The sequence below is a fragment of the Bacillus ndiopicus genome (assembly GCF_000612805.1).
Classification (GTDB): domain Bacteria; phylum Bacillota; class Bacilli; order Bacillales_A; family Planococcaceae; genus Metasolibacillus; species Metasolibacillus ndiopicus.
On the sequence record NZ_HG964405.1, the window covers coordinates 556,481 to 569,776 of the forward strand.

Annotated in this window: 12 protein-coding genes and 1 CRISPR repeat array; of the genes, 8 read left to right on the plus strand and 4 right to left on the minus strand. The window is 37.2% G+C overall.

What is annotated here, in order from left to right; genetic code table 11:
- Window position 1 precedes the first annotated feature (1 nt).
- The 7 genes from cas5c (at window position 2) to TY13_RS10875 (ending at window position 9,367) form a co-directional block, all read left to right on the plus strand.
- A complete protein-coding gene (gene cas5c / locus TY13_RS10845; RefSeq protein WP_042475424.1) occupies window positions 2-730 on the plus strand; it encodes a type I-C CRISPR-associated protein Cas5c in 729 nt (242 codons plus the stop codon).
- Window positions 727-2,604 carry a type I-C CRISPR-associated protein Cas8c/Csd1 gene (gene cas8c / locus TY13_RS10850; RefSeq protein ID WP_042475427.1) on the plus strand — a complete coding sequence of 626 codons (1,878 nt, stop codon included), beginning with the start codon at window positions 727-729 and terminating at the stop codon, window positions 2,602-2,604. The genes cas5c and cas8c overlap by 4 nt, the downstream gene beginning before the upstream one ends.
- Window positions 2,585-3,466, plus strand: a complete 882-nt coding sequence (gene cas7c, locus TY13_RS10855) for a type I-C CRISPR-associated protein Cas7/Csd2 (protein ID WP_042475429.1) — start codon at window positions 2,585-2,587, stop codon at window positions 3,464-3,466. Before cas8c ends, cas7c begins: the two co-directional genes overlap by 20 nt.
- On the plus strand, window positions 3,441-4,112 hold the full coding sequence (gene cas4 / locus TY13_RS10860; protein ID WP_326583872.1) for a CRISPR-associated protein Cas4: 672 nt from the start codon (window positions 3,441-3,443) through the stop codon (window positions 4,110-4,112). The genes cas7c and cas4 overlap by 26 nt, the downstream gene beginning before the upstream one ends.
- Complete coding sequence (gene cas1c / locus TY13_RS10865) at window positions 4,109-5,140, plus strand: type I-C CRISPR-associated endonuclease Cas1c (RefSeq protein WP_042475435.1); 1,032 nt, start codon at window positions 4,109-4,111, stop codon at window positions 5,138-5,140. The genes cas4 and cas1c overlap by 4 nt, the downstream gene beginning before the upstream one ends.
- Window positions 5,141-5,150: 10 nt before the next feature.
- Window positions 5,151-5,441, plus strand: coding sequence for a CRISPR-associated endonuclease Cas2 (cas2, locus tag TY13_RS10870; protein WP_042475438.1), 291 nt, complete (start codon window positions 5,151-5,153; stop codon window positions 5,439-5,441).
- Between the two features lie 160 nt (window positions 5,442-5,601).
- Window positions 5,602-8,614: direct repeats of the CRISPR family, unit length 33 nt; unit sequence GTCTCTCTCTGTATAGAGAGAGTGGATTGAAAT.
- 330 nt (window positions 8,615-8,944) lie between these two features.
- Complete coding sequence (locus tag TY13_RS10875; protein WP_042475440.1) at window positions 8,945-9,367, plus strand: DUF4362 domain-containing protein; 423 nt, start codon at window positions 8,945-8,947, stop codon at window positions 9,365-9,367.
- 18 nt (window positions 9,368-9,385) lie between these two features.
- On the opposite strand, the gene TY13_RS10880 is transcribed toward TY13_RS10875, so the two are convergent.
- The gene (locus tag TY13_RS10880) at window positions 9,386-10,420 is read right to left on the minus strand and encodes a hypothetical protein (protein WP_042475443.1); all 1,035 of its coding nucleotides are present in this window, start codon (window positions 10,418-10,420) and stop codon (window positions 9,386-9,388) included.
- A 173-nt stretch (window positions 10,421-10,593) separates the two neighbouring features.
- Between TY13_RS10880 and TY13_RS10885 the strand changes: the two genes are divergently transcribed.
- Window positions 10,594-11,229: a precorrin-2 dehydrogenase/sirohydrochlorin ferrochelatase family protein gene (locus tag TY13_RS10885; RefSeq protein WP_042475446.1), complete on the plus strand. Its 636-nt coding sequence runs from the start codon at window positions 10,594-10,596 to the stop codon at window positions 11,227-11,229.
- A 79-nt stretch (window positions 11,230-11,308) separates the two neighbouring features.
- Here the strand turns inward: TY13_RS10885 and TY13_RS10890 are convergent, their stop codons facing one another.
- From TY13_RS10890 to TY13_RS10900, 3 genes are read right to left on the minus strand one after another with little or no spacing between them, the layout of a single operon-like run.
- The gene (locus TY13_RS10890) at window positions 11,309-11,659 is read right to left on the minus strand and encodes a hypothetical protein (protein ID WP_042475450.1); all 351 of its coding nucleotides are present in this window, start codon (window positions 11,657-11,659) and stop codon (window positions 11,309-11,311) included.
- A 13-nt stretch (window positions 11,660-11,672) separates the two neighbouring features.
- Window positions 11,673-12,626: a sigma factor regulator N-terminal domain-containing protein gene (locus TY13_RS10895; protein WP_042475452.1), complete on the minus strand. Its 954-nt coding sequence runs from the start codon at window positions 12,624-12,626 to the stop codon at window positions 11,673-11,675.
- Window positions 12,604-13,119, minus strand: a complete 516-nt coding sequence (locus TY13_RS10900) for an RNA polymerase sigma factor (RefSeq protein WP_042475454.1) — start codon at window positions 13,117-13,119, stop codon at window positions 12,604-12,606. The genes TY13_RS10895 and TY13_RS10900 overlap by 23 nt, the downstream gene beginning before the upstream one ends.
- Window positions 13,120-13,296: the final 177 nt, after the last annotated feature.

The window sequence follows — 13,296 nt, forward strand, 5'->3', positions numbered from 1 at the left end:
AATGCGCAATCAAATTGAATTTAAAGTCTATGGTAAGTATGCCTTATTTACAGACCCTGTTACACGTATTGGGGGAGAAAAATTTACCTATCAAATTCCAACATATCAAGCATTAAAAGGGATTGTAGAATCCGTATATTGGAAACCTACGATTGTTTGGTATATTGACGAAGTACGCGTAATGAATGCTATTCAAACAGAAGTAAAAGGAGTTCGCCCGATAAAGTATCAAGATGATTCCAATGATTTAGCATACTATACGTATTTAAGAGAGCCAGTATATCATGTTCGAGCTCATTTTGAGTTCAATGAAAATCGCCCTGATTTGGCATATGATCGAAATGAAGAGAAGCATCATAATATCGCAAAACGCTGTGTGAAACGTGGTGGACGCCGCGATATTTACTTAGGTACGCGAGAATGTCAAGGTTACGTTGAGTATTGTGAATTTGATAGTGGTAGCGGGTTTTATGATAATTATGGGGAAATTAGCTTTGGACCAATGTTTCACGGTTTCACATACCCAGATGAAAATAGCGAAGGAGAGTTACAAGCTAGGATTTGGCAACGACCTACAATGAGAGATGGGAAAATTCAGTTTACTCGTCCAGAAGAGTGTGAAATTGTGCGTCCAATTAGAAAGGGCTCTGTGAAGCCTTTTGAGGAAAATATAAACTTTAAAAATGTCAACGATGAGTATGAGGAGATTTTTAAGGAGGTGAATCGATGAACTGGATGCAGCAATTAGAAAAAGTTTATGATAACAATATTAAGCAAGTTGGTAAATTTGAAGAAAGAAACCAACAGCGTATTACATTATTACCTGTTTCACATGTGATGCAAAGCGCACAAATTGAAATTCTCATTAGTCCCGAAGGTAATTTTATAGAGGCAAGAGTAGTAAATAAGGAGTATGCAAGAACAATTGTCCCTGTTACACTAGCTTCTGCTAATCGTACAAGCGCAAGTGCACCACATTTTTTACATGATAAACTAGCCTATGTTGCTGGAGATTATGTAGCTTTTGGCGGAAATGAAAAACGGACTAACTATTATAATGATTATATCAATCAAATGCAGCGATGGGTAAATGATGAACATGCACCACAACGTGTACAAGCCATCTATGATTATGTAAAGAAAGGTACAGTAATAGCAGATTTAGTACAAGCGAAAGTGCTATTTGTAGACGAACATAATAAAATTATTACAAAATGGGAAGATAAAGAAAAACCATTAATTTTTCAAGTAGTTGCTGGCGATATACTTGATGCCTTTGTTCGTTTTGATGTGCTTCATACAACATACGAAGAATCAGTTGTATGGGAAGATAAAAAGTTATTTGATGCGTATATTGAATTTTTTAATAATAATTATCTAGAAGAACAAGGCGTTTGTTATATTAGTGGAAAAACAGTTCCTTTAACATCTCAACATGGTGCACGTATACGAAATGCTGGAGATATGTCAAAATTAATTTCTTCCAATGATAGTGTAGGTTACACATATCGAGGGCGTTTGGGAAAACCAACTGAAGTTGTTCAAATAGGTTATGAAATTTCCCAAAAAGCGCATCATGCGTTGCGTTGGTTAATGCAACGACAGAGTATGTATGTAGATTCACGATACTTTACAACATTTGGTATTGAACTATCTAATATCGTTGACCCATTTGAAAGCTCAATTGGTTTAATTGCATCTAGTACGAATAAAAAATATACAGCTGAAATGGAAGCAGATGCTCTACATCAAGCTATTAAAGGCTATAAAAACCAATTAACAAAAGATAAGGTAGAAAATATTATCGTGATGGCGATGGACGCAGCTACATCTGGTCGTTTAGCAATCGTTTATTATCAAAATTTTCATACGGATTTGTTTTTAGATAATGTAGAGCACTGGCACAATACATGCAAATGGTTACAGTTTATAAAAGATGAAGAAACAGAAAAAGTCCTACGTGTTATAGGAACACCTTCTACTTATCGAATTGTAGAAGCTGTTTATGGTAGTAAAGCTGATGCACGAATTAAAAAGCAACTTTATACACGTTTATTACCATGTATTGTGGAAAAAAAGCCAATACCATTAGATGTTGTTAGATTGATTTTTAATCGTATTAAAAATCCTATGAGCTTTAAAAACTCGCTGGAATCTTGGGAAGGGACACTTAATATTGCTTGTGCATTAGTATTGAAATTACATGAAGGAGAGGGATACACTATGGCTCTACAAGAGGACAATGTAACGCGTGATTATTTATTTGGTCGTCTTTTGGGAGTAGCAGAAGTAATGGAAGAGAGAATCTTGAAAGCGCGTGATGAAAATCGTTCTACAAATGCGACACGTTATTTTAATGCATTTACGCAAAATCCAGCACGTACTTGGCATGTCATTCGTCGTCAATTACAGCCGTACTTTATGAGACAGGGAGAGAATATAAACTATTACGCGAGGTTATTACGAAAAATTGAAGATCAACTCACAGCAGAAAAAATGAGTAATAAGCCATTAGACCCGGTATTTATACTTGGTTATAGCAGCCAAATTCAAGACATGTATAAGAAAAAGGAGGATGGAGCAAATGACAATATTGGAGAATAAAATTGACTTTGCAGTAGTATTTACAGTAAATAAAGCGAACCCTAATGGAGATCCTTTAAACGGAAATCAGCCGAGGCAAGATTTTAATGGGCATGGTGAAGTATCGGATGTTGCGATTAAGCGGAAACTACGCAACCGCTTACAAGATGAAGGTGAATCTATTTTAGTGCAGTCAGATGAACGACGAACAGATAATCATCGAAGTATTCGTGATCGAGTAGCAGCAGTAGAAGCTTTAAATAAAATTTTAACGAAAGGTAAAGGAACGAGTGAAGAAGAAGCATCCGCCGAAAAACTTGCTTGTGAACAGTGGTACGATGTACGTGCGTTTGGACAAGTTTTTGCATTTAAAGGCGATAAGCTATCTTTAAGTGTTCGCGGTCCTGTATCCATTCATGCAGCAACAAGTATTGACCCTGTAGATATTACAAGTATGCAAATTACAAAAAGTGTGAACTCCATTACAAATACAAAGGACCCAAGCCAAAAAACTTCTGATACTATGGGTATGAAGCACCGCGTGGATTTTGGTGTCTATGTATTTTATGGCAGTATTAACCCTCAACTCGCGGAGCGCACAGGCTTTACATATGAGGATGCACAAAAATTGAAAGAAGCACTTCGAACATTGTTTGCAAATGATGCTTCTTCGGCACGTCCTGATGGCAGTATGGAAGTGAATAAATTATTTTGGTGGGAGCACAATTGTAAATTAGGACAATATTCATCTGCAAAAGTACATCGGTCTGTAAAAATTGAGCGAATACAGGATAATTCTAAGCCATCGATTGAAGATTATTTGATTACAGCCGATGAAACTGAGTTAGTAGGCTTAGTTGCAGAGCAATATGATGGCTTATAACGAAGAACAATTTTTAATGTTGTCAGGTTTACAACATTTTGTGTTTTGCCGTAGGCAGTGGGCGTTAATTCATATTGAACAAGTGTGGTTAGATAATGTACTTACTGTTGAAGGTGATGCTTTGCATGAAAAAGCAGATGATCCATCCATACGTGAAAAGCGGGGAGATACAATTTATGTGCGTGCTTTACCTATCCACTCACATGAATTGGGGATTAGCGGTATTTGCGATATGGTAGAGTTTACAAGAGCAGTAGATGGCATTACCTTAGCAAACGAAGAAGGTAAGTTTGCTGTCAAGCCGATTGAATATAAGAAAGGGGCACCCAAAAAGCATGATGCTGATATTGCACAGCTTGTAGCACAGGTTCTTTGTCTCGAAGAAATGCTCCAAACAACGATAGATGAGGCCGCACTCTATTATCATGAAACAAGGAGACGAGAAATCGTAACGATTACACCAGAATGGCGTAGTAAAATCATCGCAATGATTAAAGAAATGCATCAATATTATGAACGTCAACATACACCTCGTGTGAAAACGGGAAAGCATTGTAAGAGTTGTTCATTACAACATATTTGTTTACCAGAGTTATTAAATAAAGAATCTGTACTTGCGTATATAGATAGGGTGACAAAAGAATGAAACGATTATTAAATGTAGTTTATGTATCTCAGTCCGATGTATATCTCGCACTAAATGGCAAAAACCTTGTTTTATTAAAAGAAGGAGAAGAACTAGGGAAAGTACCAATTTTAAATCTTGAAGGTATTTGTACATTTGGTCATCAAGGGGCAAGTCCTGCATTAATGGCTACATGCATGGAGCAGAATATAAGCCTAACATTCTTTTCAAGTAGTGGACGTTTTCGTGGAAGATTAACAGGTGCTGTTAATGGGAATGTAACATTACGTAAAAAGCAGTACGAGGTTTCGATGTGCGAGTCAGAAAGTGTAGCAATAGCGCGACATATGATTGGTGGTAAGATTTATAATTCAGAACAAAATTTAAAGCGAACTATACGTGACCATGCTTTACGTGTGAATACGGAACGAATAGAACAAGTTTTAGAACGTTTAAAGCAGGCACGAAATGCCGCTTTTTCAGCCACAAATTTAGAAGAATTACGCGGTATAGAAGGTAATGCTGCAAGTGCTTATTTTAGCGTTTTTGATGAGTGTATTTTGCAACAAAAAGAGGATTTTTATTATAGAGGTAGGAGCAGACGCCCACCGCTTGATTGTATAAATGCATTATTATCATTGACTTATTCTTTACTCGCCTCCGAAGTAGCGGCTGCACTTGAAGGTGTGGGATTAGATTCTTATGTAGGATTTCTACACAAAGATCGACCAGGACGGACCTCACTTGCTTTAGATTTGATGGAGGAGTTACGCCCTGTGATAGCAGAACGCTTTGTTTTGAAATTAGTTAATCGTAAACAAATACAAGCTAATGATTTTATCGTAAAAGAAAACGGTGCAGTATTATTAAAAGATGATGTAAGAAGGAATTTTTTCAAGCTGTGGCAAGAGGCTAAACAAGAATTTGTAACACATCCTTACTTAAAAGAAAAAATTCAATGGGGCTTAGTTCCTCATGCACAAGCCCTTTTATTAGCCCGCTTTTTACGGGGAGATTTAGATGCATACCCACCATTTTTAATAAGGTAGGTGAATTATTTTGTTGATTTTAGTAACTTATGATGTGCAAACTAGTACAAGTGGTGGAGCCAAGCGTTTACGTCATGTTGCAAAGAAATGCGGAGAATACGGCATACGCGTACAAAATTCTGTATTTGAATGTGTCGTAGATGCTACGCAATATAAGCAACTTCAACTTGCACTTGAAAAAATTATTGATCCTGAAAAGGATAGTCTTCGATTTTATAATTTAGGAAACAAATATAGTTCAAAAGTTATTCATTTGGGAGCAAAAGAAGCACTTGATGTAGAAGCCCCACTCATATTTTAATTACGCGAACCCCTAGTGCCCATAAAAACCCTAGGAGGTTCGCGCAAAATTTGCAGCAATTAGATAAGTTTTAGAATCCAGACTCCCTAAAATTTATGCAGTATGCTTTAATGATATCAATATATAGTTGATAAATGGATCTACCTGACTATATATTGCGGTCTCTCTCTGTATAGAGAGAGTGGATTGAAATTGGTAATGCCTTAACCCCTAAATCATTTAGCTCTGTCTCTCTCTGTATAGAGAGAGTGGATTGAAATACTGTATCTGGCAATCGTGAAAATTCCAATGACATTGTCTCTCTCTGTATAGAGAGAGTGGATTGAAATATCGTCCAAAACCACAAACTTATTTTTCGCATACTGTCTCTCTCTGTATAGAGAGAGTGGATTGAAATTTTCTCTATGTAGTGAGAAATTTTCAAAAAATCGCGTCTCTCTCTGTATAGAGAGAGTGGATTGAAATGTAATCCTTGTACTTACCACCACGTGAGCCAAAGTCTCTCTCTGTATAGAGAGAGTGGATTGAAATAATCTGTAAGTAGTGGTAAAGCTTTAGTCGCAAAGTCTCTCTCTGTATAGAGAGAGTGGATTGAAATGGGCGGCAGTCCTCTTACACATTGGGTGCAGCTGGTCTCTCTCTGTATAGAGAGAGTGGATTGAAATAATCGTCATGCAACAAACCTCTCTTCCCATTCCGGGTCTCTCTCTGTATAGAGAGAGTGGATTGAAATATGCTTTGGACTTGTGAATAAAATATAGTTCATTTCGTCTCTCTCTGTATAGAGAGAGTGGATTGAAATATCGAGCGTAATGAATTTGGTTATGCGGTTGCTTTAGTCTCTCTCTGTATAGAGAGAGTGGATTGAAATGCTTGAACATCTTGCAAAAGAAGATTAATGCAGGACGTCTCTCTCTGTATAGAGAGAGTGGATTGAAATACGTATGCGAGATGAAACTGGAGCTATAAATACTGTCTCTCTCTGTATAGAGAGAGTGGATTGAAATATTGATGCTCCAGTATTTGATGAAACGCAAGCGGAATGTCTCTCTCTGTATAGAGAGAGTGGATTGAAATTGTATCCGTATGTACCAGAAGTAAATATCAATAACGTCTCTCTCTGTATAGAGAGAGTGGATTGAAATGGCTTTGCTGGTGAGTCGGCGCAAAAAGATTTGTGTCTCTCTCTGTATAGAGAGAGTGGATTGAAATCCCTTTCCAAAAACGATTGTGCTGCCACTTTGCCGTCTCTCTCTGTATAGAGAGAGTGGATTGAAATATCAGTAGAGAATTTAACAAAAGCCTCTAAAGCAGTCTCTCTCTGTATAGAGAGAGTGGATTGAAATGAATCGGCATTTGCTGGAGTAAGAAAAACTGTTGGTCTCTCTCTGTATAGAGAGAGTGGATTGAAATTGAAATAGCGACAGATCTAACAGGTAAATTTAATGTCTCTCTCTGTATAGAGAGAGTGGATTGAAATAAAACTTATGGTGACATTGAAGGTGTAGAAATAGTCTCTCTCTGTATAGAGAGAGTGGATTGAAATAGTACTGAAGACATCATCATTTATTAACAACTCGCGTCTCTCTCTGTATAGAGAGAGTGGATTGAAATTGCTCCATCAATCATGACGAAATCACCGTTTTCGGTCTCTCTCTGTATAGAGAGAGTGGATTGAAATATCGAGGGCGACAAATCCTGTCATGGTGGATGGGTGTCTCTCTCTGTATAGAGAGAGTGGATTGAAATAGAAATGTATATTGGGGATGCTTCGCTTGAAGTGGTCTCTCTCTGTATAGAGAGAGTGGATTGAAATGTATGAAAGACGAGCAACTAGCGCGGGATATTATGGTCTCTCTCTGTATAGAGAGAGTGGATTGAAATGCGTTTGACCGTCATTTCAGCAAGTGCAGGCAGATGTCTCTCTCTGTATAGAGAGAGTGGATTGAAATTCCACGTGTATTAATAATCCATGTAATTTAGATGTGTCTCTCTCTGTATAGAGAGAGTGGATTGAAATACATTGTCGCTCTCCCTTGTCATTTGTGAGAGCATCGTCTCTCTCTGTATAGAGAGAGTGGATTGAAATGAAATATCGCCAACAATTTATTATGTCAAATGAAGGTCTCTCTCTGTATAGAGAGAGTGGATTGAAATTCGAGTAGGGTTTAACGGCTTCATTCGTAAAATTGTCTCTCTCTGTATAGAGAGAGTGGATTGAAATATTGAATAACGGCTACTATCAATATAACGGTTGGTCTCTCTCTGTATAGAGAGAGTGGATTGAAATAAATTCAATATTTTTTGATACGATGAAGAATTTCTCGTCTCTCTCTGTATAGAGAGAGTGGATTGAAATCAAAAAAGAGATTTTGCGACAAATGAGACAAAACGGACGTCTCTCTCTGTATAGAGAGAGTGGATTGAAATTATACTTCCAGCTACATTTGCAGATGAAAGAACAAGGTCTCTCTCTGTATAGAGAGAGTGGATTGAAATTACCACCAAACAAGCCGAAAGAAACGGTTGATTGTGTCTCTCTCTGTATAGAGAGAGTGGATTGAAATATTGTTTAAACTTAGAAATTGATATTTATAACAAGTCTCTCTCTGTATAGAGAGAGTGGATTGAAATTCCAGTGCCGTAATACTTTGTTAAAAATGCTTGTGTCTCTCTCTGTATAGAGAGAGTGGATTGAAATACTAGATTTTCAACAGCTAATGGATTTGTTTGTTGCGTCTCTCTCTGTATAGAGAGAGTGGATTGAAATCAGTATCCAATACATCGATTAGATGAAACGGGCGTCTCTCTCTGTATAGAGAGTGTGGATTGAAATAAGCTGTACACTACTAAAACTAGAGGCCAGAGAGTCTCTCTCTGTATAGAGAGAGTGGATTGAAATAGTTTAACGTCATAAAGCGCTAAAAAGACGGGTAGTCTCTCTCTGTATAGAGAGAGTGGATTGAAATAACAAGCACCAGTTCAGCAAGCGCAACAAGTGCCAGTCTCTCTCTGTATAGAGAGAGTGGATTGAAATGGGTTCGTGGCCAGGTAAAGTGCGTGTACGATGGCGTCTCTCTCTGTATAGAGAGAGTGGATTGAAATTATTTCGAATAGTTTTAGCTTGTGCTTCTATACCTGTCTCTCTCTGTATAGAGAGAGTGGATTGAAATATGGGTTGGTCTATCATCGTAATCTATCTCTAATTGGTTCTCTCTTCATTGGGAAAAACACTTCAAATGAATGTGCAACCATAGACTGTGCAATTTTCCCTTACTGTTGGAGAGCAAAATGAAAGTGATTGGATCAAAAATTATTTTTATCTATTAATAGGAAATGAAAACGGCAGAACTAAAATTATAAAATTTCATATTTGAATCGGGTATATCTTTAAACCTACAGCAAATAAGCACTGTAGGTTTTTTGCTTGCAAAAAATTTATTTATACTTTTATGTAACTTTTTAGGAAGATGATACGTCTAACTTAAAAAGGAGGGTTGATTATGAAGCGGTTGATGCTTATTGTGACTGGTAGTTTTATGCTTTCGGGATGTGTGGCGCAGCAGGCTGTGATTCCAACTAATACATATGATTTTTTTGCGGAGGATATTGTTTCCAAGACGCGAAATGGGATTGATAATATTGAGCGTTTTTATGCATTTTTTGAGAATGTGCAGAGTGGGAAGCGCGATCAGGTGAGAATTGTTGAGCACACAATTGAGGGTGATCCCATTTACGTGGATGTTCGTCATAACAATGAACAAATCAATTTGGAAATTGATAATTCAGAGGATGCCTATAGCAATGGGGAAGTGGTCTCAACGACTTGTAATCAGCTTAACGCCATCGAAGTTGGAAGTCGGACGGATTATTATGTGAGTGAATGCTCAGATGATGAGCAGTATATTATTTTTTCGGATTATTAAACAAAATGCGCAGATGAATTAATGTTCATCTACGCATTTTTTTAATTCTTTAATAAACGCTGGCGCATCGTCAACTTTAATTGCGATTTTGTGATAATGCTTTTCGACGCCAAATGGTAAAATGACAGAAACAGGTTCTGTGAAATGTAGGATTACACTTGGCTTGACCGCTTCAAAATCCTTGGCGATAAATTGTGCGACATCCTTCGGTAGCTTTTCCTCAAATTGATTAGCGTCAGTGAGTATTTCCGATATTTGCGTTAGCGGAATTTCTGCGCGCTTCATAATGCCCAGAGATAAATAGAGTGTACCGTTGCGAATTTGTGTTGGATTTAAGCGTAGCGCTTGTAAATCTGCAAGGAAAAATAGCACCGAATATACATTGAAAACTAATAAAACTAACGACACAATTGGATATTTGCTGTGAAGCCACCAATGGATGCCCAATGTTTCAAGAACGATAGCGTGAATCATCATTACTTGGAAGGCGATGTAGCTAGTTTTTTTATGCAATGTAAAGCCAGTGTCAGCTTTTTTACGCCAGCTAAATAATGCGTAGTAAAACATAAGTAGCTCAGAGCATAGCACATGAATTAACGGATGGCGTTTCACGTGCTGATTAACTGCCTGTGGAAATGAAAATAACAGTGGCGCATTGCTTGAGCGTGTGGACTTTATTATTTTTGGTAAATAAATAATAAATGAGAAAATGAGCAGCAGTTCAAAGGCAATGATGATTACCTCGGCAGCAATGCCAAACCATGTGAAGCTTGCATATGGTGCGAGCATCGCCTGTGGGATAATAAAGCGGGCTAGCACACAGCCTGCAGCCATTAAACCGATAAATAATTTCAAGCTAAACTGCTTTTTCGCTAAAAGAAAGACAAGTGGTGCGACAATGATTAAATCGATTAATGAACCGATTACAACACCGTTAGGTCTAGTCATCACGATATCGTACCCAAATGATGTGCTATAAAGCGTAATATTACTCAATACGATTAATACAAAAAATAGCCATAGCCAATTTTGCCTAGCTTGCCAAAATGCCATGCTTAACAGCCCCTTAACATTTGTTATTTCCATTATATTTCACTTATCATTTAATTTGAATCCTCGTATTTACAAAAATTATTACATATTAATAACAATTTCAAATAATAAAAAAGAATTTGATATGATATAGTTAGCAAACCGCAATAAAGACAATGTAAGAGGGTGAAAGAATGGCTTATTTTCCAGCATTATTAAATATTGATGATAAAAAAGTAGTCGTTGTCGGTGGAGGCAAAGTGGCAACGCAAAAAGTGCGAGCATTATTACCAACGAAGGCGCTTATTCATATTATTAGTCCGCAACTTACAGAAGAGCTTCTAGCATATGTTCAAGAACGGCGCGTAATATGGCATGATAAGATATTTGAGGCGCAAGATTTAGATGGTGCACTATTGATTTTTGCGGCAACTGATAGTGAAAAAGTGAATGATGCTGTAGAGGAGGCGACTCAGCAGTGGCAGCAATTATCGCGTGCAGATGCTAAAGGTCGCGTTGATTTTATTAATCCCGCTGTTATAAGACGTGGTGATCTTCTTTTAGCTGTTTCTACTTCTGGAGCTAGTCCAGGCTATACAAAAAAATTGAAAGCGGAGCTAGAGGAGCAATTTGACGATAGCTATGCGCAGTATATAGAGTTTTTAAAGCATTGCCGAAAGCAAATTTTAAGCAATATCGAGGATGCTTCAGCTAAACGTTATGCATTAAAGGAAACTCTGCGATCTGAAGTGTTGGAATGGCTAATAGCAGGGGATATAGCGCGCTGTGAGGCATTTTTACAAAGTTTATTAAACGATAAAAAAGGATAACGAATAAAAGTCGATTTTGGCGTTTTACAAAAATCGACTTTTACTTGTTAAATTAAAATCAGTTTACTGCGAATATCGCTTATAAGCGTTTAGCTAAATAGTGATTATAGGAAAAGATAACAGTTATAAACAAAATAATATAGGTCGTTGGCAATGTAATATAAGCACGTAATATCTCTCCATCAGTCATTTTCTTTGTCAGCTTCACCCATGTCATAAAGCATGGGGTAAAAATAATGGCAACAAATAGCGTCAAATAAGCCATTTGTGCAGAATTCCCTAAAATTTGGATAAGTAATAACCCTGCAAGGTGTAAAAAGATAACGATGCTAGCCATAATAAGAAATTTAGTAGGTAGTTGTTTAAATGAAATCCAAAATCCCCCAAATAAAAGTGCAGCTATGAATAAAGCAAATGCAAAAGGCCTCATAATTAATCGCTCCTTAATATGGAATCACAACACCGATACGAACGGTATGTACGTTGTTTTGCTGTAAATAAGGTAAAAGCTCCTCTTGCTTACCAGTTAAAACAACACCAGCAATGAGCCAATCCTTAGGTGCTTTCTTCCCAATTATGCCGCGCACTACATCGACAGAGTATCCGTCCCTATAATTCAACTGCGCGACATAAGCTTCAGCCGATTCAATAGGGTTATTAGTTATTGCTTTATGATGCAAAATCGGGAAGCCGTATGCACGAGTATCACTGACCTCGCTTATATCCATTTGGAACATCGCATTGTCAGGCAATTTTTCCAGCTCTTTTTTGGCTTCTTCCATTTCATCATATAGCCCTTCATCAATTAACCAAGCCCATTGTGCTGTGGGAAACTGCTCCCACATATCAAGCAAAGGTAGCTGTTCCTTAAAAGAAACTGCTACTTCAATATTATAATAGCCTGGTAAATCTGCAATATAATCGAAATCATTTTTATCAGTTGGCTCTGTTGGCATATGAAATGCAATGGTGCGTTGGCCATGAGAATAAACTGGAGACCCATTTAAAGCAATGGCATTACCTGTTTGGAGAGCTGTCCTGGCCCCTAAAATTGTATAAAAATAATCGCGGGAGTCCCAATTGATAATATGCGGCCCAACTTGTTTATAAAGCTTTGATGATGTTTTAGTTGCCACTAGGAAATTATCATAGCTCACAGCATTTATATCAATGTTTGCCCCTTGAAAATAAAGCTCTGTCGAAAGCTCATTTAACTGCACATCAATTCGCTTATTCATAAAATAAATGCTTGCTACAAGCACGCCCCATAATAAAACAATAATTAGAACTGTAACGATAATTGAAATTAATATAGTTTTTTTCAATGATTTACGCTTTGCTGTTTTCACAAGGCTTGAAAAATCAGCATCCCGTTCAAAAATCGATTTTTCCTCCATTATAGACCTCCTGTAATTGTTGCTTTAATTTGTTTTTGGCTCGCGCTAGCTGCGTCTTCACTGTTTTATCTGTCGTCCCAAACAATGTCGCAATATCCTTTAACGAAAGCTCAGCACTATATTTTAATAAAATTAGCTGTGCTTCCTTATCAGATAGAGTAGCAAGCCGTGCAACGATTTCTCGCTGTAGCTCCTGCTGCATAATAATTGTTTCAGGAGTACGCCGCTCAAGTAGATCTTCTAGTCTGAATGAAATAACGTAATTGTGCTGTGATTGCGACTTTTTGATAAGGTCATAGTATTTATGAATCGCTACTTTATACAGCCAAGCACTTGCATCATTCGGGGAGATGCCATCGATATATTGAATAAATTGAATTGCTGTTTCCTGTAAGATATCTTCTGCATCCTCTTTTTGAGCTCCCATTGTTAACAATGTTTTATAAATGGCGAGCAGCTTCTCCTGTAATTGTTTTTTATGTAATTCATTCATCTCAACCCTCCTACCTATATAACGATTGAGTTTTGAAAAAGTAAACAAAATAAAAACAGCTACCTAAAAAATTAGATAGCTGCTTTTAATCCTTTACTTGAAAGGGTGACTCAGTACATATTTATAATAACAAATAATTAAATAAAAAACAAACATTTGTTCTTTCGAGTAATGTGA